General features: G+C 58.8%; 21 protein-coding genes and 1 pseudogene. 8 read left to right on the top strand and 14 right to left on the bottom strand.

Going from position 1 to position 22,887, the window contains the following annotated elements; all coding sequences use genetic code 11:
• Window positions 1-7: 7 nt before the first annotated feature.
• A complete protein-coding gene (locus AXE86_RS02365) occupies window positions 8-1,906 on the bottom strand; it encodes a fructose-bisphosphatase class III (protein ID WP_061944253.1) in 1,899 nt (632 codons plus the stop codon).
• A 79-nt stretch (window positions 1,907-1,985) separates the two neighbouring features.
• Entirely contained in the window at window positions 1,986-3,530 is a 1,545-nt protein-coding gene (locus tag AXE86_RS02370; protein ID WP_061944257.1) for an ABC transporter permease/substrate-binding protein, read from the bottom strand.
• A 276-nt stretch (window positions 3,531-3,806) separates the two neighbouring features.
• On the opposite strand from AXE86_RS02370, the gene AXE86_RS02375 reads away from it, so the two are divergent.
• From AXE86_RS02375 to AXE86_RS02400, 6 genes are all read left to right on the top strand, one after another.
• Window positions 3,807-5,168, top strand: a complete 1,362-nt coding sequence (locus tag AXE86_RS02375; protein WP_061944260.1) for an HAD-IC family P-type ATPase — start codon at window positions 3,807-3,809, stop codon at window positions 5,166-5,168.
• A gap of 158 nt (window positions 5,169-5,326) precedes the next feature.
• Window positions 5,327-6,697 carry a cytochrome ubiquinol oxidase subunit I gene (locus AXE86_RS02380; RefSeq protein WP_061944263.1) on the top strand — a complete coding sequence of 457 codons (1,371 nt, stop codon included), beginning with the start codon at window positions 5,327-5,329 and terminating at the stop codon, window positions 6,695-6,697.
• Window positions 6,698-6,699: 2 nt separating this feature from the next.
• Window positions 6,700-7,716 (top strand): cytochrome d ubiquinol oxidase subunit II, encoded by a 1,017-nt coding sequence (gene cydB, locus AXE86_RS02385; RefSeq protein ID WP_061944266.1) that lies wholly within the window; start codon window positions 6,700-6,702, stop codon window positions 7,714-7,716.
• Window positions 7,717-7,724: 8 nt separating this feature from the next.
• Window positions 7,725-9,368 (top strand): thiol reductant ABC exporter subunit CydD, encoded by a 1,644-nt coding sequence (cydD, locus tag AXE86_RS02390; RefSeq protein WP_061944269.1) that lies wholly within the window; start codon window positions 7,725-7,727, stop codon window positions 9,366-9,368.
• A complete protein-coding gene (locus tag AXE86_RS02395) occupies window positions 9,365-10,981 on the top strand; it encodes an amino acid ABC transporter ATP-binding/permease protein (RefSeq protein ID WP_061944272.1) in 1,617 nt (538 codons plus the stop codon). The genes cydD and AXE86_RS02395 overlap by 4 nt, the downstream gene beginning before the upstream one ends.
• Entirely contained in the window at window positions 10,978-11,694 is a 717-nt protein-coding gene (locus AXE86_RS02400; protein ID WP_061944275.1) for a hypothetical protein, read from the top strand. The genes AXE86_RS02395 and AXE86_RS02400 overlap by 4 nt, the downstream gene beginning before the upstream one ends.
• A 228-nt stretch (window positions 11,695-11,922) precedes the next feature.
• On the opposite strand, the pseudogene AXE86_RS13030 reads toward AXE86_RS02400, so the two are convergent.
• Window positions 11,923-12,066: pseudogene (locus tag AXE86_RS13030) on the bottom strand (recombinase family protein); the annotation flags it as partial.
• 135 nt (window positions 12,067-12,201) lie between these two features.
• Between AXE86_RS13030 and AXE86_RS02410 the strand changes: the two are divergent.
• A complete protein-coding gene (locus tag AXE86_RS02410; protein WP_009442906.1) occupies window positions 12,202-12,474 on the top strand; it encodes a type II toxin-antitoxin system RelB/DinJ family antitoxin in 273 nt (90 codons plus the stop codon).
• Window positions 12,471-12,752 carry a type II toxin-antitoxin system YafQ family toxin gene (locus AXE86_RS02415; RefSeq protein ID WP_061944280.1) on the top strand — a complete coding sequence of 94 codons (282 nt, stop codon included), beginning with the start codon at window positions 12,471-12,473 and terminating at the stop codon, window positions 12,750-12,752. The genes AXE86_RS02410 and AXE86_RS02415 overlap by 4 nt, the downstream gene beginning before the upstream one ends.
• Window positions 12,753-12,846: 94 nt before the next feature.
• Here AXE86_RS02415 and AXE86_RS02420 read toward each other — a convergent pair whose 3' ends face one another.
• The 11 genes from AXE86_RS02420 to AXE86_RS02470 are packed head-to-tail and all read right to left on the bottom strand — an operon-like array spanning window position 12,847 to window position 22,693.
• On the bottom strand, window positions 12,847-14,301 hold the full coding sequence (locus tag AXE86_RS02420) for an NADH-quinone oxidoreductase subunit N (RefSeq protein ID WP_061944283.1): 1,455 nt from the start codon (window positions 14,299-14,301) through the stop codon (window positions 12,847-12,849).
• Entirely contained in the window at window positions 14,301-15,830 is a 1,530-nt protein-coding gene (locus tag AXE86_RS02425) for a complex I subunit 4 family protein (RefSeq protein WP_061944286.1), read from the bottom strand. Before AXE86_RS02425 ends, AXE86_RS02420 begins: the two co-directional genes overlap by 1 nt.
• Window positions 15,827-17,731 carry an NADH-quinone oxidoreductase subunit L gene (nuoL, locus tag AXE86_RS02430; RefSeq protein ID WP_061944289.1) on the bottom strand — a complete coding sequence of 635 codons (1,905 nt, stop codon included), beginning with the start codon at window positions 17,729-17,731 and terminating at the stop codon, window positions 15,827-15,829. Before nuoL ends, AXE86_RS02425 begins: the two co-directional genes overlap by 4 nt.
• Window positions 17,732-17,745: 14 nt before the next feature.
• Window positions 17,746-18,051 carry an NADH-quinone oxidoreductase subunit NuoK gene (nuoK, locus tag AXE86_RS02435; protein WP_006689896.1) on the bottom strand — a complete coding sequence of 102 codons (306 nt, stop codon included), beginning with the start codon at window positions 18,049-18,051 and terminating at the stop codon, window positions 17,746-17,748.
• Window positions 18,048-18,542 carry an NADH-quinone oxidoreductase subunit J family protein gene (locus AXE86_RS02440; protein WP_061944292.1) on the bottom strand — a complete coding sequence of 165 codons (495 nt, stop codon included), beginning with the start codon at window positions 18,540-18,542 and terminating at the stop codon, window positions 18,048-18,050. The genes nuoK and AXE86_RS02440 overlap by 4 nt, the downstream gene beginning before the upstream one ends.
• The gene (locus AXE86_RS02445; RefSeq protein ID WP_061944295.1) at window positions 18,539-19,153 is read right to left on the bottom strand and encodes a 4Fe-4S dicluster domain-containing protein; all 615 of its coding nucleotides are present in this window, start codon (window positions 19,151-19,153) and stop codon (window positions 18,539-18,541) included. The genes AXE86_RS02440 and AXE86_RS02445 overlap by 4 nt, the downstream gene beginning before the upstream one ends.
• A gap of 12 nt (window positions 19,154-19,165) precedes the next feature.
• Window positions 19,166-20,212, bottom strand: coding sequence for an NADH-quinone oxidoreductase subunit NuoH (gene nuoH, locus AXE86_RS02450; RefSeq protein ID WP_083501142.1), 1,047 nt, complete (start codon window positions 20,210-20,212; stop codon window positions 19,166-19,168).
• A gap of 12 nt (window positions 20,213-20,224) precedes the next feature.
• Window positions 20,225-21,325, bottom strand: coding sequence for an NADH-quinone oxidoreductase subunit D (locus AXE86_RS02455; RefSeq protein ID WP_009442914.1), 1,101 nt, complete (start codon window positions 21,323-21,325; stop codon window positions 20,225-20,227).
• On the bottom strand, window positions 21,325-21,813 hold the full coding sequence (locus AXE86_RS02460; RefSeq protein WP_061944301.1) for an NADH-quinone oxidoreductase subunit C: 489 nt from the start codon (window positions 21,811-21,813) through the stop codon (window positions 21,325-21,327). Before AXE86_RS02460 ends, AXE86_RS02455 begins: the two co-directional genes overlap by 1 nt.
• Complete coding sequence (locus tag AXE86_RS02465) at window positions 21,810-22,349, bottom strand: NADH-quinone oxidoreductase subunit B (RefSeq protein WP_061944303.1); 540 nt, start codon at window positions 22,347-22,349, stop codon at window positions 21,810-21,812. Before AXE86_RS02465 ends, AXE86_RS02460 begins: the two co-directional genes overlap by 4 nt.
• Window positions 22,340-22,693, bottom strand: coding sequence for an NADH-quinone oxidoreductase subunit A (locus tag AXE86_RS02470; RefSeq protein ID WP_009442917.1), 354 nt, complete (start codon window positions 22,691-22,693; stop codon window positions 22,340-22,342). Before AXE86_RS02470 ends, AXE86_RS02465 begins: the two co-directional genes overlap by 10 nt.
• Between the last annotated feature and the right edge of the window lie 194 nt (window positions 22,694-22,887).

Consider the following 22,887-nt stretch of genomic DNA (forward strand, 5'->3'; position numbering starts at 1 on the left):
TATATTATTACTGCGGCTTGATATGTCCCGTCTGATAGGCGTGCAGGAGCGCATGGAGATCGGCGATCTTGCTCTCAATGGCTGCACCGCGATCCGTGTCGCGCACGAGCGAGTGCCGTGCCTGCAGCTCAACCGTCTGGGAAACGGACTCTATGTCGCGGTTCTCACGCAGCGCGTCGCGCACACTCGCCACGCGCTGATGCTGCAGCAGGCGCAGCCCGCGTGAGTTGTAGATGAGCGTATAGCCCGAGATGCCCGTCTTGGCACGGAACGGCGCAGCAAAGCCGCCGTCGATGATGAGGGCGCGCCCACTGCCGCGCAGGGGGCTCTCCCCCTTCTGCACCTTGACGGGGACGTGACCGTTGATGATATGCCCGCGCTTCGGATCGAGCCCAAACTCCTCCAAAATTTTTTCGCAGACCGCCTCATCGTTCACGAGGCGAAAATACGGATCGGACGGTTCCTTCCACGTACTTTCATCGGAGATGAAGGAACGCTCGAACGTCGTGAAGGAGCGCCCTGACACGGGAGAATTGTAGCCGCACCAGAGGAAGTACATGAAGTCCAGCCCCTCCTGCGTGTGCTCATTCCATCCCTCGCGCGCCTTCTCCTCGCAGAAGTCCATCCACGCGCGCCCGCGATAGGCCTGCCCCTTGTACGTGATCGTGCGGAATTCCCCCGACTCCTCCATCGGAACACAGGCGTGAAAGAGCAGATTTCCATTGTAGCATGTATAGATGCTGCCGCGCTCATAGAGATAGTCTACATGGCGCTGGAGCGCCTTGCTCTCGAGGAAATACGAGCGCAGGTCGGCGATGATATTCTCCTCATCCTCCGTGAGCGCCCAGCAGTCAGAAGGATCGTCAATCGTCGGAAAGTACGCGCTCTCGAGCTCCACGCGCCGCCCGCTGCCGAGCGTCACGCAGGAGAGATCGAAGTTGATCTTGTCCAGCAGCAGCCGATCCTCCATCTGAAAGTCGGGATTGCGGCGGATCAGGGCCCCCTCGAGCTTGAACATCATCATCGTAACGGCACGCTCCGCCGCCTTGATGGGGTTCTCATCGGGGTAGATGCGCGAGGCAAATGTCGTGAGTGGGCGCAGGCTGATGCCGTAGCCGCGCTCCAACACGTCGGTATTGCGGTAGCGGAGACTGTTGCGGATGACCGCTGCGATGCAGACCTCGCTGCCGAGTGCCGCGCCCATCCAGAGCACATCGTGGTTGCCCCACTGGATATCGACGGACGGATGCTCCATGAGGAGGTCGAGGATGCCGTCAGGGCGGTCGCCGCGGTCGTAGAAATCGCCGACGATGTGGATGCGCTCCACAGAGAGCCGCTTAACCAGCGTACTGAACGCCTCGATATAGTCTGGCCCGCCGCCGATCTCCACGATGGTCTCAATCAGCTGGCGGTAGTACGAGAGCTGTGCCTCATCGTGCTCGGGACGCGTGCTCAGCATCTCTACAATGACCGACTCATAGCGTTTCGGGATGTAGTTGCGCATCTTGCTCGCGGGGAATTTCCAGCTCATGAGCTTTGTCAGTTCAAGGAGATTCGCGAGATTCTGCTGATACCAGAGCGGAGAGGTCTTCCCCTCCGCCGTCAGCTGCTCCATCTTCTCGCGCGGGTAGTAGATGAGCGTACAAAACTCCGCGCGCTCCTCCACTGTCATGCGGGTCTCAAAGCAATAGTCCACCTTTTCCTTGATGACGCCCGAACAGTTGTTGAGGATATGAAAAAAGGAATCGTACGCACCGTGCAGATCACTCATAAAGTGCTCCGTGCCCTTCGGCAGCATGAGCTGCGACTTCAGATAGATGATCTTCTCGTAGACAATCTCCTTCGTCGGATACTTCTCCGCCATCAGGCGAAGAACCTTATCCTCCGCTGTTGTCGCTGTCGTCATGCCGGATCCTCCTGTACTCTCATTACGAAATTTATTGTTTCTATACTTTTCTGTATTTTATCATTAAACTGTGTTTACTTCAATTCAATATTCTTTTTTTACGCAAGAACTCCTCAGCGACCGCACGTGGCTCCCTGCCCTCGCTCTCAACGGCATGGTTCATCGTCGCCATCTCCTCATCCGAAATGCTGCCTTCAAGGGAGAGAAGTGCTGTACTCAGCTCGGGATGACGCGTCAGCACATCCTCGCGTACGACGTTGCCGCAGCGATAGGACGGAAAGAAGTGCTGATCGTCCGTGAGGACAATGGCATCTGCCGCAGAGAGCTGTCCGTCGGTCGTAAACACAGTCATCACATCCACCTGCCCATCCGCGAGTGCCGCATATTTCAGCCCGATGTCGAGGTCAACCGTCCGCGCGAAGGAAAGCCCGTATGCAGCACATAGTGCAGGATAGCCGTCCTCCCGCTCGTAGAAATCGTACTCCGCACCAAAGGTCAGACGCGGTGCTGCACGTCGCAGATCGGAGTAGGTGTGCAGATCGTACTGCTCCGCGACGGCACGGCGCACGGCGATGCCAAAGGTATCGTTGAATCCGTACATGCCAACCCAGTGCATACGAAATTTCTTCTCATAGTCCGCGGTCAACTGCGGGAACATCTCCTCACTGTACTTCGCGTCCTCCTTCAGCACCATATTCCAGCCCGTCCCCGTATACTCGGGATAAATGTCGAATGCGCCGCTCTCCATCCCCGGCTGGATGTTCGATGTGCCGCCGCCGACGCCCGCCGTAATGCGCGCCTCCAGTCCTGTGTCCTGCTCAATGACCATCTTCAGCATCTCCCCCATGATAAGCTGCTCCGTCATGGGCTTCGTCGCGATGTGAATGACATCCGCTCTTCCGAAAAATCCATACGTCACACCGCTCGCGGCGATGAGAACAGCTGCCGCTGTGCCCGCATAGGCAACGCGTCTCTTTCCTGCCATCCGCGGGGGATGCTTCAGCCATGCCTCCGCACGCCCCAAGACAGCATCTGCTGAGAGCGCAAGAACGGCGATGAGCAGGCTGCCCGCGATGGTGAGGGCGGGGTTGTTCGTCGTAATGCCGCGATAGATCGCCACACCGAGTCCGCCCGCACCGATGAACGAGGCGATGCCCGCGAGGGCGATCGTCATTGTCGCCATATTGCGGATGCCCGCCATGATGATGGGCATGGCGAGCGGCAGCTGGACGCGCGTCAGCACATAGAAATCCGACCCGCCGAGACTCGCCCCGGCCTCGGAGAGAGACGCGGGGATCTGCGCCAGCCCCGTATGCGTCGCACGTACCATCGGCAGGAGCGCATAGACGGTGAGTGCGATGATCGCTGCCGCGTTGCCGATGCCGAAAAACGGGATGAGAAAGCCGAGCATCGAGATCGACGGGATGGTATAGAGGAAGTTGACCACGCCGAGCGTCGGTGCCGCCGCACGCTCATAGCGATAAATGAGAATGCCCGCCGTACCGCCGACGATGATGGCAATGCCGATCGCCGCGCCCGAAATCCAAAGGTGCTCGATCAACAGCTGCAAAAAGAACATACTGCGCTCCGTCATCATCGAAACTACTGCATGCAGCAACGTCATGGTATCCCCCTCCCGTATCGTATTGGAATCACGAATCAAAAAATGTTGATCTTCTCCGCCAAAGCACGGACAAAATAGATGTGCCGCGACGGCACAATGTGTTTTCTTTATATTATACCATATCATTATAGAGAGGACAATGACCCCTATCTATGATAAATGTTACGGTATGGAATGTCTGTATATCTTCTCCAAACGAACGCATCGTGTTTGTCTCTTCTCCCGTCCTATGGTATAATGCCCGTGTAACAATCGTATGGCAGGAGCTGAGTATCCTTGAAAAAATTTCTTTCTTCTACGGTTCATTTTGTCCTCAGCGTTATTGTCGCAGCGGCGGCTGCGGGCTTCTGGTACACGACGGAAAACGTGAGTATCGAGGCGGCATCCGAGATCTTTCTCGGCGTTTTCCTCGCTGCATCGCCGATCCCATGGCTCGTGTCACGCTGGCTGATCGCCCTGCGGATCAAGCGACATCTGCGTGCGGACGGCATTGCATGCAGCCGCATGAGCGCACTTACCGAGCTCATGCACGTGGATACCATTGCCTTCAACCGCAACGGGACGCTGACGGAGGGGGATATCTTCATCTCAGCGCTCGTGCCCGAGGGCATGACGCAGAGCTCGCTGCTCGCACTCGCGGCGAGTGCCGAACGCGACGCTCTCCATCCCTACGCTCAGGCACTCTACCGTACCGCCATCGAGCGTGGGCTGCATCTCACGCGACACTCTGCCGCACGCGAGGAGGAGAGCTTCGGCGTAGAGGCACTGATCGTACGTACGCCTGTGCGCGTCGGCAAGAAAGAGTGGCTGCAGGAGGAGAACATCGAGATCAGCGCGGCACTCCTGACGCGCGCCGATCAGCTCGCAACGAGCGGGCAGTCGCCGCTCTTCGTCAGCTCAAGCAAGTACGCACGCGGCATCATCGCCGTCCGCGACGATCTGCGCATGGAGGCAAAGCGTGCACTGAACGCCCTGCGTCAGCGAGGACTCTCCCTCGTCCTCCTCACGGGTGAGACGAAGCGTCTCGCCAACGCGACGGGCAAGGAGCTGCACATCGCCGACGTGCGCTCCGACCTCACGGAGATGGACAAGGCACGCGAGATCCGTTTGCTGCAGTCGCGCGGTGCCATCGTCGCCATGGTCGGCGACCCGATCGCCGACCAAGCCGCCCTGCGCACAGCGGACATCGGCATCGGCTGCCCGTCCACCCTCATAAAGCCACCCGCCGAAGCAGCGGAGGAGGAAACGGAGACGGATCCGCTGCGTGCCGAGCTCCTGAAGGGGCCGGACGGCACAGCGGCCGCCGCCGAGGTGGTCGAGCCGCTCATCCCACCCGAGGACGCTGCCTACTTTGAGGCACAGACGCGGCGCAATCAGGGCAAGATCGAGAACTACGTCCCCGACATCGCACTGGACAGCGTCGGACTGCCGCGTCTCGTCACCCTGCTCGATGCAGGCGAAGCGGCACGCGTACGTGCCCGCCAGAATACGTGGCTCACCGCACTTTTCATCGCGCTCTGCACACCGACGGCGGCAGGGGTTCTGCCGCTTCTCGATGGCCCGCTTCCCTATCCGTGGGTTGCCGGTGCACTCGCGGCGGTGATTGGCGTACAGGCAGTCAACGCCTTACGAAAGTAATTACGATTTATTCCTAGATAGTTTATTTTATCAATCTAACTTGTATTTCATATAAACCTATGATATAATGCTGAGCATCGAATGGCTTTTGTCACACGCCGTGGACAAAAGCCGTTGCTGTCATTATCATAGGTATTATTTTTAGGAGGGATTTGGACATGGAAGCAGTGATGCTGTCGCGATGGCAGTTTGCAATCACTACCATCTATCACTTTCTCTTCGTCCCTGTCACACTTGGTATGGCGATCTTTGTCGCCCTGCTTGAGACGTGCTACGTCAGGACGAAACGGCCGGAGTGGAAGAAGACCTGCCGAAAGCTGCTGAACTTCTTCGGTACGCTCTTTCTCATCAACTTTGCGATGGGTGTTGTCACAGGTCTGGTGCAGGAGTTCCAGTTTGGTATGAACTGGTCGGAGTATTCGCGCTTCATGGGCGACATCTTCGGCGCACCGCTCGCACTCGAGGCTCTCACGGCGTTCTTCCTCGAGTCCACCTTCCTCGGCATCTGGATGTTCGGCTGGGATAAGCTCTCGGAGAAGGCACACTGCGCCTGCATCTGGCTGGTCGCACTCGGCAGTAATCTGTCCGCCTTCTGGATTCTCGTCGCGAACTCCTTCATGCAGCACCCCGTTGGCTATGTACTCGCCAATGGACGCGCCGAGATGGCGAGCTTTACGGATCTCGTAACGAACCATTACATCCTCGGTGAGCAGTCCCACACGCTCTTTGCGGGCATCACGACCGCCGGCTTTGTCGTCATGGCGGTCTCTGCATGGAAGCTGATGCACGACACGGAGTCGCGCTACGCGTTCACACAGGCGATCAAGGCAGGTGCCATCTACACGCTCGTCGGCGTAGTCGGCGTCATTGCGAGCGGACATTTCCACACGCAGTACCTCGCACAGGCAAACCCGATGAAACTCGCCTCCATGGAGGCCCTCTGGGAGACGGAGGATCCTGCACCGTTTGCCGTTCTCGCCTACCCCAATATGGAAAAGGGGCAGAACGACTTCGAGATCACTATCCCCTATATGTTCACGATCATGGTGCATGATGGCCCCTCGGGCGAGGTCCGCGGCATCAACGATCTCCAGAAAGAAGCTGTTCAAAAATATGGCGAGGGCGACTACCGTCCGCACGTCACGATGCTCTTCTACGCTTTCCGTGCGATGGTCGGCGCTGGCTTCTTCATGGTGCTCGTCTCGCTCGTCGTACTCTATCTGACGAAAAAAGAGAAGCTTCTTTCGGCAAAGAAGCTTCTCTATGCCCTGCCGTGGCTGGTCGTCATTCCGTTTATCGCCAATTCCTGCGGCTGGATCGTCGCCGAGATGGGACGTCAGCCGTGGCTCGTGGTGGGACTGCAAAAGACAGTGAACGGCGTGTCGCCGAATCTCACAGCAGGTGAGATCTGGTTCACGATGATCGGCTTCACGGTGCTCTACCTGCTGCTGCTCATCACCGCGCTCTATCTCGCCTTCCGCTTCATCCGCCGCACGCAGATTACCCCTGCCATCGAAGGAGGGAAGTAAGAATGGACTACAATATTCTTTGGTTCGTGCTGATCGTCGTCCTCTTCACGGGATTCTTCTTCCTCGAGGGTTTTGACTATGGCGTCGGCACGCTCCTCACACTCATCTCCGACAAGGAGAGCGACCGCTCTCAGCTCATCCGCAGCATAGGCCCTGTCTGGGACGGCAACGAGGTCTGGATGATTACGGCGGGCGGTGCCACGTTTGCGGCTTTCCCGCATGTCTATGCGACGATGTTCAGCACCTTCTACATTGCGCTCTTCCTCATGCTCGCCGCCCTCATCCTGCGCGGCGTCGCCTTTGAGTTTCGCCATCATCGCGAGGATGAAGTATGGCAGCGCCGCTGGTCGTACGCACTTGCCTTCGGCAGCATCGTCCCCGCATTCCTCTGGGGCGTTGCGGTCACGAATCTGATCGCAGGGCTTCCCATCGGTGCGGACAAGGTCTATCAGGGCGGATTCTTTGATCTCCTGACGCCCTACACGATCGTCGGCGGCATCACGTTCGTTCTCGTCTTCGCGTTCCACGGCGCAGCATTCTTGCAGCTGCGCCTGACCAGCACCTATCTGCTCGACCGCGCTCGCACGCTCGGTCTGAAGTTTGGCGTCGCTGCGGCGGTCTTCTATGTGATCTGCATGATCCTCACCTACGTTGAGACCGACCTCTACCAGAGCACCGTCGCCACGGCGGCTCTCTTCCTCTCGGCGCTCTCTTTCGTGCTCGGCATCGGTGCTCTCTACAAGCGCGCCCATAAGGGTGCGTTCATCCTCGGCGCCCTCGCCATCGTCGGCACGACGGTCGGCTTCTTCGCCGGACTGTTCCCGCGTCTCATGGTCTCGAGCCTGAACTCCGGCTACAGTCTGACGATCTACAATGCGTCCTCGACGGAGTACACACTCTCCATCATGACCATTGCTGCCGGCATTCTTGTCCCCGTTGTCCTCTGCTATCAGATCTGGACGTACTACATCTTCCGCAAGCGCGTTTCTCCGAACGATTCGGGACATCAGGCATATTAAAGGAAACAATGAAAAAAAGAAAGTCCATCCTGTTTCAAATGCTGCATTCGCAGCGGCGCAGCCTCTCCATCCGCGTTGCGGTCGAACTCCTGCATGGAGGGCTGACCATCCTCGCGGCATGGAATACGGCCGCCATTGTGAACACTGTATTTCTTGGGCACGGCGGACTTGCCGAAACAGCATCAGAGCTTCTGATGCTGTTTTTGTGCATTTTCGCCATGGCGCTCCTGCGCCTGCCAAAGAGCCGGATCGAGTCGCAGCTATCCGATGATCTGCGGCTCTACTGCCGGCGTGCCCTCCACAGAGAGCTGCTTGCACATGGACAGAGCGGTGCGGGTGTACTGACGCTTACGCTTGAGCGCGTCGATGCGCTCGACCCTTGGTTTCGCACTCTCCTGCCCACCATGATCGCAGGTGTCGTCATCATCCCGCTCGTCTTGCTCGTGACGGCTGTCGTCGATCCGCTGTCGGCGCTGCTCTTTCTGGTCACCCTGCCGATCGCGCCATTTCTCCTCTACCTCATCGGCAAGGCGACGCGCCGTGCCAGTGAGCGTCAATGGGATGAGATGCGTACGCTGACGGACGGATTCGGTGATCTGGTGCGAGCGGCGGCGACGCTTAAAATCTTTCGCCGCGTCGATGCGGAGGGACATCATCTCGCGCAGATGAGCCATGCGTTCTCCGAGGCCTCGCTTGCCGTACTGCGGCTCGCCTTTGTCTCCTCCTTTGCACTGGAACTAATTACCACCCTGTCGATTGCCCTCATCGCGGTCTCCATCGGTCTGCGTCTCATGGACGGCGGCATGACCTTTCACGCGGCATTCTTCGTGCTCATCCTTGCGCCGCAGTTCTATCAGCCGCTGCGTGAGGGCGGCATTGCCTTCCATGCAGCGATGGATGCCGCGACGGCAGAGAAGGCACTTGCCCCCTACCTCGATGCACCGCCCTCTATCACGGGAACGCACGATCAGATTCTCGCCCCTCCCTCCGTACGCACGGAGGCGCTCACCTACGGCTATCCGCTGACCGACGAGGCCGTTCTGACGGATCTCACGCTCTCCTTTCCCGCAGGAAAGTCCACCGTGATCGCAGGCGACAGCGGCAGCGGAAAATCGACGCTGCTCCTCCTCCTAGCGGGGCAGCGCCCTCCTTCGGATGGGATGATTATGCTCGCGGACGGTGCAGGAACAGCACACAGCTATGATCTCGCGCGTCTCACGGAGGAGACACGCACTGCGCTCATCACCTACGTCCCGCAGGAGCCGCATATCTTCGGTGCGAGCCTTGCGGAAAACGTGACGCTGTGGACGCGGGACGCGGCGGATGCCGAAATCACGACGGCACTGGAGGCGGCGGCACTCGGCGACTTTTTGCGCGCGCTGCCCGATGGACTGCATACGCGCCTCGGCATGGGCGGCCATCCGCTTTCGGCAGGAGAACGTCACCGCCTCGGTCTGGCACGCGCCCTCTTTCAGGATCGCCCCATCGTCCTTCTGGACGAGGTGACGGCGGGGCTGGATGAGGAGACCGAGCGGTGCGTGATCGATGCCCTGACAGTGTTTTCACATCACCGCACGATGATTCTGACAGCGCACCGTCCTGCGCTCATCGCATGGGCAGACCAGGTCGTGACACTGGGAGGTGAGGCATGATGACCACAATGCTCTTTCGGCTGCTCTCCATCGCCGCACCTGCGGCGGCACTCCCCGCCCTCCTCGCGGGATTCCTCGCGGCCGCGGCGGGCATTTCCCTCATTGCCTCTGCGGCGTGGATCATCGCCAGTGCGGCACTCGCGCCGCCCCTCTCGGCACTTGCCCTTGCCATTACCTGCGTGCGGGCGTGCGGCATCGGGCGCGCCGTCTTTCGCTACCTGGAGCGCCTGCTCTCTCACCGTCTCGCCTTCGGCTGCTACGAGACGCTGCAGCAGGCGACCTACCGCCGCTCGGCCGCCGTCATTCCCATGCGAGAGGGCAACGTACGCGAGGGCGAGTTCCTCCACGATCTGCTGACGGGCTGTGAGACCCTGCGCGACTTCTACCTGCGCGCCGTCCCGCCGCCACTGATCGCCCTTGCCTTGGTGCTGCTCGCCTGTGCGGCTCTCCTGCCGCTCAGCATCCCTGCGGCCACAGTCGTATTCCTGCTCTTTCTACTCCACATTGCGCTCCCGCTCTTCCTCCGCGAAACGGAACTGCGCGCGCAAAGTGCCGACTATCGCAGCAGCCTCCTCGATCAGATCGACGGGCGCACCGAGCTGCGCGCCGCCGGCAGTACACAGCATGCTCAGGCAGTGCTGGATGAGGCGGCGGCGACATTTCAGCGCGAGCGAACGGCACGAGGGCGGAAACGCGAGCAGCTCTTCACCCTGCTCGACGTCCTGCGGATCATCGTCTGGATCGCAGCCATCATCCTCCTCATCCCCCGCGTGATCGAAGGGATCCTCACGGGTATCCAGTACGCGGTCTGGGTTCTCGCCCTCGAGGCGGTACTCGCCGAGCTCCGCCCGATCCCCCCCGCCGTTCTCGGCGCACAAGAATCGGCGCGTGCCGCACGACACATTCTCCCATCAGACGGCGAGCACACACAGCCCGCCTCCATCGCACCCCCTTCCGAAAAATCAGCAAACGCACCTCTGATCGAGGCGAAACACCTCGTCTTCGGCTATCATACAGGCATCCCCATTGTGCAGAACCTCAGCCTTACGATCCACCGCGGCGAGCACACGGCCATCATCGGCGAGAGCGGCGCAGGCAAGACGACGCTGGCGAGCCTTCTGCTCCGCCTCTGGGAGCCCGATGCGGGCACGATCTCCTACGATGGTATTCCCCATACGAAGCTCCCTCTCGAAGCGTCGCGCACCTATTTTGGTGCTGCCCTACAGGGCAGCTGGCTCTTCTCTGCCTCCATACGGGACAATTTTCTGCGCCTGCGCGGTGATATCTCTGAGGCAGCAATATGGCACGCACTCGAAACGGCGCAGCTCGCAGACGTTGTGCGGGCGCTGCCCGCAGGGCTCGACGAGCCGCTCGGAATGAACGCCTCCCGTCTTTCGGGGGGACAGCGCAGCCGCCTGCTCACCGCACTTGCACTCGCGGGCGATGCGCCGATCCTGCTCCTCGATGAGCCGACAGCAGGGCTCGATGCTGCCTGCGGTACACGCCTCATCACATCCGTCTTGGCAGATGCCGATGCACGCGGCGCAACGCTCATCGTCATCACACACGATCTGCCCCTTTTGAATCAAATGAAACAGGTGATAAAACTATGACGCCGGAAACATTTCATGAACGCATCCATCTCGTTATCGACCGTCTCGGAAAAAACGCCCCGCCCCACGAGCTCTTTGCCGGCGGTGTGGAGGACTGGCACGCACGGGCGCGGCTCGCCCATTTTCTCGCACAGATGCCGGAGCATCGCGCAGAGGCCATCGAATTCTTTCAAAGTGTTATGGATGCCGAGGTGAACGAGGAACTCGCGCAGGACGTAGAGGAGAAAGTCTACGCCATGCAGGGGCTCTCGGCACTTGAGGCGGAGGAACAGGAAACACAGGAAGCGGCACTCGAGCACATCAATCTTGCGATTGAATGTGCCGAGGGAACGGATTTTCTCTACAAGTACATCCTGCGCGGTGAACTGTGGGCGGATCGGTGGAACCTCATGCACAAACTCGGCATGACCGAGGACGCCGAGGCGGAGGCCGATGAGCGCATTTCCGCCTTTGAGGGACTGGAGGATGCCGTCCCGCACAACAGCTACCTGTACTACGGCTACCGATTCAAGGCACATCTCGCCGCCGAGCGCGGTGTCGTCCTCATCGCAAAGGACTACATGCACATGGCGATTCACGCGATGGAGATCCCGCCTGCCTACGAGCAGCCACTTGCTGAGGCGTTTGCACAGACACACGAAAACGCCTCATGGATTCTGCGCGAGATCGACCGCGCCACTCCCGATCCTGCACAGCTTCACTGGGATATTTAAGGAAGCACTGATAAATTCAGCACCGCTATCTTAGATTGACTGCATCACGCACAGGATCAAATGCCGAACTATTCTAAAGCAGAACACAAGGGGCTATTGCACAAAGATAAATTTACCTTCGTACAATAGCTCCTTCTGTGTTTTTTCACAAAATTAAGGCTGCTGCACATTTGCTTCGTGCAACAACTCCCATCTAATTCAAAGGTTTTATCACTTTTTCTTCCTACAGAGCTTTCCCGTCTGGCAAATGCTGTCAATCAGGGAGCGGCGTCTCGCAATTACGTTCTCTTTGACTTTCAGCAAGGAGTTCAGTGCCTTGACGAAAATCTGTTTGATCTCCTCTTCCGTTAGATGCTTTGTGCTGCATGGCTTGGAGATTATTGCGACTCTCTGCTTTTGAAAAAAAGAAAGCTTTGACCTCCTCTCCTTAGTTATACTCAAGCCTTTCGCTTTACATCGTAAACCAAACAAGCTATACTGGTTCCAAAAGAAAGGAGTGTGGTCATCATGTCAACCGTCCCTACTCAAATAAGAATTGACCGGAACATAAAAGAACAGGCTAGCGCATTGTTCTCTGGGCTGGGCCTAGATATGTCCGGTGCCGTTAATATGTTTCTCCATCAGTGTGTCCTTCGTGGAGGCATCCCATTTTCTATCGAAATGCCCCATTATAAACAAAGCACCTTGGCGGCTATGGAAGAAGCAAGAAAAATCTCCCGCAACCCGGATGTCCCTAGCTATGACAACATGGACGACTTGAAGAAGGCATTGGAAGAATGACCTATCACATCAAGTTCACCAACGCTTATAAGAAAAGTTACAAGCGTGCCAAGAAACGCGGCTTGAATCTCAAGCTACTGGATAATGTTGTTGAAGCATTGGGACAGGGGCACAAGCTAGATGCCAAATACCGTGACCATGCACTTCATGGCAATTGGGAGGGATTTCGCGAGTGCCATATTCAACCAGATTGGTTGTTGATATACCTCGTTGAAAACGACGTCCTAACCTTGACCCTAGTCGAAACTGGAACCCATTCAGACATATTAGATGAATAAGTTGTTTGGTCTGCTCCCTAGAGAACAGACAGTAAATCAAAGGGGCTGCTGCACGTTTGTTTCGTGCAGCAGCCCCTTTCTTATCACAAAATTTCTAACGCATAAAGGTATAGACGGCGATATTGCTGAAGATCGAGAGTGGCTCTGCCCAGACGCCGATGACGAGGGTAAAGGCGACAGCAATGATGCCCATGGCTCCTGCCGAGAACGGGAGACGCAGCGGCGTGTCGATCATCGGCTCATCTGCCTCGACATCGCGGAACATCTCCTTGATGACAAGGAGGTAGTAGTAGACGGACATCATCGACACGACAAAGCCCAGCCCCGCGAGCCAGAGGTAGCCCGCATCAATCGCTGCGGAGAAGATGTAAATCTTGCCGACAAAGCCTGCCGTCGGCGGGATGCCCGCCATCGTCAGGAGCGCAACCATCAGGATGCCCGCCGGAAGCAGAGAGTCATACGCCAGGCCGCGCACGCTGCGGAAGTCCGCACCGCCGCGCTCCGTCTCCAGATAGGAGACGGTCACGAACGCCCCGACGTTCGCCAAGACGTAGACCATCGCGTAGAAGAGTACTGCCTTGATGCCCGCCGCGTTCGTCGCAACCATCGCCGTCATCATGTATCCCGCCTGCGCAATCGAGGAGTAGGCGAGCATCCGCTTGATGTTCGTCTGACGGAACGCCATGATGTTGCCCCCGACCATGGAGACACACGCAAGTGCCGCCATCAGATGCGTCCAGTACGCCGAGAGCGCAGGGAACGCAACGAAGAGCACGCGCAGGAGGATCGCCACCCCCGCCGCCTTGGAACACATGGCGAGGAGTGCCGTCACGGGCGCAGGTGCGCCCTCATACACATCGGGTGCCCAGAGATGGAACGGGATGATCGAGAGCTTGAAGAAGAAGCCTGCGAGGATAAAGACCACACCGATGAGCCCGAGGGAGAGCACGAGACCAAGTCCCTGTGCGATCCCTTGGAACACCATCGTCCCCGTCATCCCGTAGACGAGGCTCATGCCGTAGAGGAGCACAGCCGTCGAGCCCGACCCGAACACCAGATACTTGATGCCCGCCTCTGCCGAGAGCGGCGCATCCGTGCGGATCGCAACGAGTGTATAGAACGAGATCGTCATGAGCTCCAGCCCGACAAACGCCGTCATGAGGTCGTTCGCCGAAGCGAGAGCACACATACCGAGCAGGGCGGACAGGAGGAGCAGATAGAACTCGCCCCTGTGGCGGATCATCTTCTCCACATAGCTCTCTGCAAAAAGCACAGTGGCGAGGACGCCGACGATAAAGAGAATCTTGAAGAACACGGAATAGCCGTCAACGATATAGAGCCCCGCAAAGAACGCCGTCGCTCCCCCATCCGGCGGATACATCCGCACGGCGAGAGCGAGTACACCGAGCAGTCCGAGTGCAGTCACGCGGGCGAGGGCACGGCGCGATGTCCCACGCGCCATACAGAGGTCGATCAGGAGCACGGCCGCCATGAGTACGGCGACGCCCAGCTCGATGGAGATTGCGGCAAGATTCATTTCCTGCATCATCACTGCCCACCTCCCAGAATCGTCGGTGCATCCTGAATCATCTCAAGAAGCGGTGCCAGCGGCGCAGTCCCCGCGTCCACCATGCCCATGAGGAGTCCCGGGAATACGCCGAAGCCGACGAGGAAAACACCGAGAACGACGAGCGGAACAACGTCGATCTTCCGCTCATCGGGGTACTTCGCGAAGCGTTCCACCTTCGGGCCGAAGAGCACGCGCGCGAGCATGCGCAGGACGTAGAACGCGGTAAAGATGATGCCGGAGACCGCAATCACCGTGAGGATAGGATATGCCTCCACCGTCCCCACAAAGATGGTAAACTCCGGCACGAAGCCGATCAGGCCGGGCAGACCGAGCGAGCACAGCCCCGCGAGCATGAAGCCGACCGTGACATGCGGCATATAGTGCGCCAAGCCCCAGAGATCGCCCACACGGCGCAGCTCTGTCTTTTCGTAGACGTAGCCGACCTGCGAGAAGAAGAGTGCGAGCATGATGCCGTGCGCCACCATATAGGCGACGGCGCCGCCGACGCTCACGACATTGAGTGCCGCGAAGCCGAGGAGAACGTAACCCATGTGAGAAATGGAGGAGTAGGCGATCATGTACTTGATGTCGCGCTGCGCGAGTGCGATATAGGACGCGTAGATCACATTGATCGTGGCGAGGATCGCAATCAGCGGCGCCCAGAACTTTGCCCCGAGCGGCAGGATAAAGAGGCCGACGCGGATGAGCGCGTAGCCGCCGATCTTTTTCAGCACCCCCGCATTGATCATCGAGATCGCCGTCGGTGCACCTGCATAGCCGTCGGGCGACCATATATGCATCGGGAACATCGAGAGATGCGAGCCGAACCCGACGAGCAGGAGGAGGAATGCCGTCACCTGCACCTCCCACGAGATATGTCCCGCGAGGGCAGCGGCGGCGAGCGCCTCAAAGTCGAACGTCCGCATCCCGGACTCGTACGCACTCACGTAGAGAAGGAGCACACCGACGAGCATGAACGCCGAGCCGACGAGGAGGAAAATGGTCATCTTCATCGCCGCGTGTTCCTTCGTCACGCGCTCGGACGAGCCCCAGATCATCACCATCAGGTACGCGGGGATGACGACCATCTCACAGAGGACGAGGAAGAAGAAGAGGTCACGCACGAGGAATGCCCCCGAGACACCCGCGATCACGATGAGCAGGAGAACGAAGTACTCCTTGACCCGCTTCTCCACATGCCATGAGCTGTAGACGGCCGCGAGCCCCACGACGCTCGACAGGAGGAGCATCGGCAGGGAGATCCCATCTACGCCGAGCGAGTAGGCAACGCCGAGATCCGTGATCCACGGCATGTACTCCGTGTACTGCATCCCGCCGAGCGCCATATCGTAGTCCGCGTAAACAAAGAGCGTCAGCAGCGTCACAATGATCATCGCCAGTGCCGAAAGCTGACGTATCGTATCGTGCAGACGTCCCGGCAGCAGGGCGAGGATGAGCGCGGCCACGAGCGGTGTGAGGAGAATGACCGAGAGAATCGGAAATGTCATCGCAGAAGACCTCCTCCCAGATACATCAGAACCTGTACCGCCCAGTACAGCGCATAGCACAGGAGAATCACGACGCCCGTGTAGAACACGACGACATACCGCTGTGCCTGCCCGTTGACATTCTCCGTCAGCACCTCGCTCATCGCCAGACCATAGGCGCCGAGTCCATTCATGATGCCGTCAAAAATCTTTTCATCGACCCACTTGAGGATCACCGCCGTACCGTAGACGAAGCGCTCACGGAAGTAGCCATACAGCTCATCCACATAGAACTTGTTGTAGACGACGCGATAGAGGAAACCGAAGCTCCGCTGCTGCATCGCCGTGCGCAGACGATGTCGTCCATAGATCTGATACGCCGCGGCAAAGGCGAGGAGGGCAAGCACGGTACTCGTCCCCGCCACCGTCCAGTCGATCGCCTCATGATGCGGTGCATCCGCGTAGATCCACATAGAAAACCCGCCGAAGTAGCCCCATAGGCCGCTCACAATGGTAAGCAGCGCGAGCATAATCATCGGCCAGCGCATGAAGGCATCGACCTCATGCGCCTCGTATTCACTGCGGCTCTCGCCGAGAAAGGCGACAATGAGGAGACGCGCCATGTAGAATGCCGTGAGGAAGGAGGTGAACGTCGCCATGAGATAGAGCGGCGTGCTCGCGTGCATCGCCGCGGCGAGGATCTCATCCTTTGAGAAGAAGCCCGAGAACGGCGGGATGCCGGAGATCGCAAGGACACCGATCAGCATCGTCACAAAGGTGAGCGGCATCTTTTTCCAGAGCCCGCCCATCTTGGTGATGTCCGTCTCATCGTGGAGTGCATGCATCACCGCGCCCGCGCAGAGGAAGAGCATCGCCTTGAAGAAGGCGTGCGTCATGAGATGGAACATCGAGGCGGAGAACGCGCCAATCCCGACCGCGAGCATCATGTAGCCGAGCTGACTGATGGTCGAGTAGGCAAGCACCGCCTTGAACCGCCGCTGCGTCACGGCGATAACCGCCGCAAAGAGCGCCGTAAACGCTCCGAGCCCCGCGATGAAATTCATCACGAGCGGACACTCACTGAAGATGAAGAAGGCACGCGCAACGAGGAAGACACCTGCCGCGACCATCGTCGCCGCATGGATGAGCGCCGAGGTCGGCGTCGGGCCTTCCATCGCATCGAGCAGCCAGACGTGGAGCGGGAACTGACCGGACTTTCCGATCGGCCCCATGAAGAGCAGCAGACCGATCACCGTCAAGTAGCCCGTCCCCGCGACGAGGACATACTCAGGCATCATCAGCCGCAGCTCGATGAAGTCCATCGTCCCGAACGACACCTGCACGAGCAGGATGCCGACCAGCATTCCAAAGTCGCCGATACGCGTCGTGATAAACGCCTTCTTCGCCGCCTCGCGCGCCGAGACCTTATCGTAGTAGAATCCGATCAGGAGGTAGGAGCAGAGCCCGACGCCCTCCCAGAACACATAGAGCTGGAGAAAGTTGACCGAGACGACCAGCCCGAGCATCGCGGCCGAAAACAGCGAGATGAACGCAAAGAAGCGCCCCATCCCCTCATCGTGCTCCATATAGCTGACAGAGTAGATGTAGACGAGCAGCGAGACCAGCGTCACGATGACGAGCATGAGTGCCGTCAGCGGGTCGATCAGGACGCCCATCGACAGCTCCACCGCACCGATGTGCGCCCAGACCGTCTTCATCACGTAGGGATCGCCCATCGTGATCTGATAGTTTACCGCGGCGAGTGCAACAAAGACGGAGAACGCAAAGGCCAGAGCCATCATCACAATCGCAATCGTCGCCGAGAGGTTCTTCTCCCGCCGCGTAAAGGGTGCAATAATGAGGAACGCAAGCGCAGGGAACAGGGGAATCAGATAGGCATGTGTCAGAGCAAAGGTAAACATAGCACTCCCCTCCCCTAGTCTTTCAGCGTATCCAGCTCATCGACATTCGTCGTGAACCGAATCTGATACAGGCGGAATGCAAGAGCCAGCCCGACGGCGATCTCGGATGCGGCGACCGCAATCGAGAAGAGTGCCATCAGCTGCCCCTCCGCGTTGTGCGCATAGAATCGGTCAAAGGCAACGAGGTTGATGTTGACCGCATTGAGCATCAGCTCCACACACATGAGAATCGGGATGATGCCGCGCCGCGTGAGGAGCCCATAGAGCCCAATGCAGAACAGCAGTGCCGACAAAAAGAGCAGATCAGGAAGACCGATCATGCCGCATCCCCTCCTCTCGCCAAGAGCAGTGCGCCGACCATCGCCGCGAGGAGCAGTACTGCCGTCACTTCAAACGGCACGAGATACGTGCCGAGCATCAGCTGGGCAATCTCGTCTGCCCCCGTTGGCGCGACAAATCCGCCTGCAGGAAGCGGAGCAAGGACAATGCCGCACCCGATGAGGAAGAAGATACTGCCTGCCAGCAGCCCCGTCACGACACGGCGAAAGAGCTTCTGCGAAGGGTTGGACTGCGCCATCGAGTCCCGCCGCGTCAGCATAATCGCCATGACGATGAGGACGGCAACTGCGCCGCTGTAGACCATGAGCTGCACCGCGCCGAGGAACTCTGCGCCGATGTAGAAATAGATCGCCGCCACACCGATGAACGAGAGCACGAGAAAGAGCGCACTGTGCACGACATTCGGCGAGAGAACGACGCCGAGCGCGCCGATGATCGTCACGGCAGCAAGAAAGTAAAAGATAAAGCTCATGTCGCCCCTCCCTCCGTCGTCTGCGCATCCTTTGCGGCAGCGTTTTCTGTGGCGGACGTGTCTGCCGCAGCTTTTTCTTCAGCAGCTTTTTCCTTTGCGGCAGCCTCCGCTTCGGCTTTCGCCTTCGCCTCTGCCTCCGCCTTTGCCTTGGCAGCGGCCTCCTTTTTCGCCTTTTCCTCTGCCGCCTCGACCTCTACCTGTGCGAGGAACTCCGCGAGATCAGCACGGTCCTCGTCCGTCATGGCATCGTGCGTCATCGTCTCCTTACTCCACGTGGCGATGGCGTAGTCCTTATCCCAGACGAGCGTATGGACCGGACACGCCTCCACACAGAGATTGCAGTAAAGACAGCGCCCCGAGTGATGAATGTAGGACTTCATGTGGCGCTTCTTCTTCGCATCGGGGACAATTGTCAGATCAAGCGCCTTGTTCGGGCACGCATTTGCGCACATCGAGCAGCCGATGCAGACGCGCCAGTCCATCGCGAGATTGCCGCCGCGAAAATTATCCGTCATGGGCAGCTTCTCCTCGGGGTAGCAGACCGTCTCCTTCTTGCCCCAAAGATGCTTCCATGTGACACTCATGCCGGTCAAAAGGCCTTTTCCAAACATGTGCGTCCCCCCTTAAACGATACCGAACCAGAACATCAGTGCACCCGTCAGAACAACGTTCAGAATCGAGAGCGGGACGAGCACCTTCCAGCCGAACGTCAGGATCTGATCCACGCGCGTGCGCGGGAACGTCCAGCGGAACCACATGATGAGCAGCACCATGAGCACCGCCTTGATGCCGAACCAGACGAATCCCGGCAGGAACGACGGCCCGCTGTAGCCGCCGAGGAAGAACGTCGTCGCGAGGATCGCCGCCGTCAGGAGGTTCGCGTACTCTGCGAGGAAGAACAGCGCCCAGCGCATCCCCGAGTACTCCGTAAACGGTCCTGCGATAATCTCTGACTCGCCCTCCACGAGGTCAAACGGCGTACGGTTCGTCTCGGCGACCGCTGCGATCAGGAAGATGATAAACGCGAGCGGCTGCATGAAGATAAACCAGTAGTTCTGCGCCTGCATCTGGACGATATCGTCGAGGCGCAGTGAGCCCGTCAGCATGATGATGCCGAGCAGGGAGAAGAGGAGCGGCGCCTCATAGCTGAGCATCTGCCCGACGGTGCGCATACCGCCGATAAACGAATACTTATTGTTCGATGCATAGCCGCCCATGAGGAATGGCAGCACTGCCTGCCCCGAGATGGCAAAGAGGAGGAACACACCGACGTTGACATCGGCGAGTACCGCCCCCGCATCGAACGGGAAAAGCGCGTAGACGAGCGCTGCGGGGACAAAGAGCAGCGCGGGCGAGAGTGCCCAGACCACCTTGTCCGCACCGGCGGGCATAATGTCCTCCTTGCTCATCAGCTTCAGCATATCCGCAACGGGCTGCAGCAGACCGAATCTTCCGCCCACGCGGTTCGGCCCGATGCGCACTTGGATGAACGCGCAGATCTTGCGCTCCGTGTAGGTAAAGACAATCGCCGCCATCGAGATGATACCGAGCAGGATGGCAATACCGACGAAGGTCATCACAAGATCCACTACGAACGGAATCGGGATCAGGCGGTAGATGAGTCCGTCCAGCCCCACCGCAGTCGCAGAAAGAAAAGAGCTCTCCATCATTCGTCTCCTTTCTCAGCAGTCCACTTCGCCCATGATCGGGTCAATGGACGAGTAGGCGGCGACCGAGTCGCCGATGAGCATGCCGCGGCACATTGGATTGAGCCCCTGCATATTTACGAACGAGGGACGGCGGATGTGAATGCGGTACGGTTTCGTCGTACCATCGCTGACGATGTAGAAGCCGAGCTCCCCGCGCGTTCCCTCCGTCCGGCTGAACACCTCGCCCTTGGGCGGCTTGATGACCTTGGGCACCTTCTTTGCCATGAAGTCGCCCTCGGGCAGTCCGTCGATTGCCTGCCGCACGATCTTCGCGCTCTCCGCGATCTCGGCGAGCTTGACCATGTAGCGGTCCCAGTTGTCGCCGTGCTCACCCACGGGGATCTCGAAGTCAAAATCATCATAGACGCTGTAGCCGTCCACCTTGCGCAGATCAAAGGCGAGCCCCGTCGCGCGCAGGTTTGGCCCAGTCATACTGCACGCGAGTGCCTCCTCCGTCGTCATGGGCGACGTGCCGCGGATGCGGCGGACAAAAATCTCGTTGCCCGTGAGGAGACGGTTGTACTCCGCGAGGAAGTCAGGCACGCTGTCGACAAAGGCGCGGATCATCTCCGCCGCCTCGGGCGAGAGATCCTCCTTTACCCCGCCGATGCGGATATAGTGAAAGGTCTGACGTGCCCCGCAGACGAGATTGAAAATATCGAGGATCTTCTCACGGTCGCGGAAACAATAGAGCATTCCCGTCGACGCGCCGAGATCATTTGCAAGCGTCCCGATGAAGATCAGGTGACTGTTGATGCGGTTCAGCTCCGCCATGATGACGCGGATGTACTCTGCGCGCGGCGTCGTCTCGATCCCCGCCAGCTCCTCCACCGCACGCGCATAACCGAAGTTGTTGTTCATGGCAGAGATGTAGTCGAGGCGGTCGGTATAGGGAAGCCCCTGCGCATACGTCCGCGCCTCAAGCAGCTTCTCAATCCCGCGATGAAGATAGCCCATGATCGGCGTCGCCTTCACGATGCGCTCGCCGTCCAGCTCGAGCTGCACCTGCAGCACGCCGTGCGTCGACGGATGCTGGGGACCCATGTTGAGCGTATAGGTCTCGGTACGCAGCATCAGGACTCCTCCTTCCGAAAGGATGGGACAGCGGGCGGCGGCGGTGGGACAAAGTCCTTGCGCAGCGGATGCCCGATGAAATCGTCCGCATGGAAGACACGCCGCAGATCGGGGTGACCCGTGAACGCAATGCCCATGAGATCATACACCTCGCGCTCCTCGAACTCTGCGCCGGGGAACACGGGCGTCACCGAGGGGAGCACGGGCGCATCATGCGGCAGTGTCACCTTCAGCGTCAGCCAGTGCAGCTCCGTCGGTGAAAAGAGCTGGTAGACCATCTCGAAGCGGTCTTTCCAGTCCACCGCTGTCACATTTTCCAGCCGCGTCAGCTGCAGTGTCCCGTCGTCACGCAGGACGCGCAGCAGGCCAAGGAGCTCCTCGGCAGCAATGTAGAGTGCGGGACGCTCTGCCTCCGCATCGTACTCCGCCGACGAAAAGGCGACCTTGAGTGCCTCCAGCATTGCGGGCGTCACATACTTGTTCCTCATGCGTTCACCGCCCTCTCTGCCGCCCGCTCTGCCCAGTAGGCACGCTCCGCGCGGACGCGCTCGGGATGGAGGATCTTCTCGCGCAGCTTCAGCATGCCGTCGATCAGTGCCTCGGGGCGCGGCGGACAGCCCGGGATGTAGACATCCACAGGCAGGAGCTCATCGACCCCCGAGACGACCGAGTATGAATCCGCAAAGGGACCGCCCGCAATCGCGCATGCCCCCATCGCAATCACATACTTCGGCTCGGGCATCTCCTCATAGAGACGCACAACCGCCGGTGCCATCTTCCACGTCAGCGTCCCCGCGACGATGAAGAGATCCGCCTGACGCGGACAGGGGCGGAACACCTCGTAGCCGAATCGTGCGAGGTCGAACCGTGCCGTCGCTGTGGTCATCATCTCAATGGCGCAGCAGGCCAGCCCCGAGGACAGCGGCCAGATCGAGTTTGCATGCGCCCAGCGCAGCAGCTCATCCAGCTTGACGACAAAGACATTTTCCCGCAGGCTCTCCGGAACACGCTCCGCTATTTCCATGTGAGATCCCCCTTTCGCCACGCATAGGCAAGGCCGAGCACCAGAATCCCAACGAAGATGAACATCTCGATGAGCGCAAATGCGCCGAGCATGCGGAACTCCACCGCCCACGGGTAGAGGAACACCGTCTCTATGTCAAAGACGATGAACAGCAGCGCGTAGAGGAAATACCCCGCACGAAACTGGACGTAGGGCGACCCGATCGAATCGACACCGCACTCGTAGGGAATGTACTTCTGCGGCGACGGCTTCTTCGGCTGCAGCAGGAATGCCGGTCCCAGTGCCATGACGGGGAAAAACAACGCTACGAGAAGAAAAATGCCCAAGCTCCCATATTCTCCCATACATAAGCCCTCCTTATAGAAGAATTAATAAATACATAGGAAAAGTAAATAATTTAAAACAATAATTCAAGGGCAAAAAAATATAATCACGGCTTAACAGACGTTGTATTTATAATTGTCAGTATAAACGATAAAATCTATGTATCATCATACCTGAAAAGTGCCTTTTTTACAAGATACAGCGCGAAAAACTT

Origin of the sequence: Selenomonas sp. oral taxon 136, assembly GCF_001554015.1 — a bacterium.
Classification (GTDB): Bacteria; Bacillota; Negativicutes; order Selenomonadales; family Selenomonadaceae; genus Centipeda; species Centipeda felix.

Excerpts from the sequence above, each read along its gene's own strand:
- AXE86_RS02365 (WP_061944253.1), bottom strand. The coding sequence starts at position 1,906 with ATGACGACAGCGACAACAGCGGAGGATAAGGTTCTTCGCCTGATGGCG.
- AXE86_RS02370 (WP_061944257.1), bottom strand. The coding sequence starts at position 3,530 with ATGACGTTGCTGCATGCAGTAGTTTCGATGATGACGGAGCGCAGTATG.
- AXE86_RS02380 (WP_061944263.1), top strand. The coding sequence starts at position 5,327 with ATGGAAGCAGTGATGCTGTCGCGATGGCAGTTTGCAATCACTACCATC.
- cydB (WP_061944266.1), top strand. The coding sequence starts at position 6,700 with ATGGACTACAATATTCTTTGGTTCGTGCTGATCGTCGTCCTCTTCACG.
- cydD (WP_061944269.1), top strand. The coding sequence starts at position 7,725 with ATGAAAAAAAGAAAGTCCATCCTGTTTCAAATGCTGCATTCGCAGCGG.
- AXE86_RS02395 (WP_061944272.1), top strand. The coding sequence starts at position 9,365 with ATGATGACCACAATGCTCTTTCGGCTGCTCTCCATCGCCGCACCTGCG.
- AXE86_RS02400 (WP_061944275.1), top strand. The coding sequence starts at position 10,978 with ATGACGCCGGAAACATTTCATGAACGCATCCATCTCGTTATCGACCGT.
- AXE86_RS02410 (WP_009442906.1), top strand. The coding sequence starts at position 12,202 with ATGTCAACCGTCCCTACTCAAATAAGAATTGACCGGAACATAAAAGAA.
- AXE86_RS02415 (WP_061944280.1), top strand. The coding sequence starts at position 12,471 with ATGACCTATCACATCAAGTTCACCAACGCTTATAAGAAAAGTTACAAG.
- AXE86_RS02420 (WP_061944283.1), bottom strand. The coding sequence starts at position 14,301 with ATGATGCAGGAAATGAATCTTGCCGCAATCTCCATCGAGCTGGGCGTC.
- AXE86_RS02425 (WP_061944286.1), bottom strand. The coding sequence starts at position 15,830 with ATGACATTTCCGATTCTCTCGGTCATTCTCCTCACACCGCTCGTGGCC.
- nuoL (WP_061944289.1), bottom strand. The coding sequence starts at position 17,731 with ATGTTTACCTTTGCTCTGACACATGCCTATCTGATTCCCCTGTTCCCT.
- nuoK (WP_006689896.1), bottom strand. The coding sequence starts at position 18,051 with ATGATCGGTCTTCCTGATCTGCTCTTTTTGTCGGCACTGCTGTTCTGC.
- AXE86_RS02440 (WP_061944292.1), bottom strand. The coding sequence starts at position 18,542 with ATGAGCTTTATCTTTTACTTTCTTGCTGCCGTGACGATCATCGGCGCG.
- AXE86_RS02445 (WP_061944295.1), bottom strand. The coding sequence starts at position 19,153 with ATGTTTGGAAAAGGCCTTTTGACCGGCATGAGTGTCACATGGAAGCAT.
- nuoH (WP_083501142.1), bottom strand. The coding sequence starts at position 20,212 with ATGATGGAGAGCTCTTTTCTTTCTGCGACTGCGGTGGGGCTGGACGGA.
- AXE86_RS02455 (WP_009442914.1), bottom strand. The coding sequence starts at position 21,325 with ATGCTGCGTACCGAGACCTATACGCTCAACATGGGTCCCCAGCATCCG.
- AXE86_RS02460 (WP_061944301.1), bottom strand. The coding sequence starts at position 21,813 with ATGAGGAACAAGTATGTGACGCCCGCAATGCTGGAGGCACTCAAGGTC.
- AXE86_RS02465 (WP_061944303.1), bottom strand. The coding sequence starts at position 22,349 with ATGGAAATAGCGGAGCGTGTTCCGGAGAGCCTGCGGGAAAATGTCTTT.
- AXE86_RS02470 (WP_009442917.1), bottom strand. The coding sequence starts at position 22,693 with ATGGGAGAATATGGGAGCTTGGGCATTTTTCTTCTCGTAGCGTTGTTT.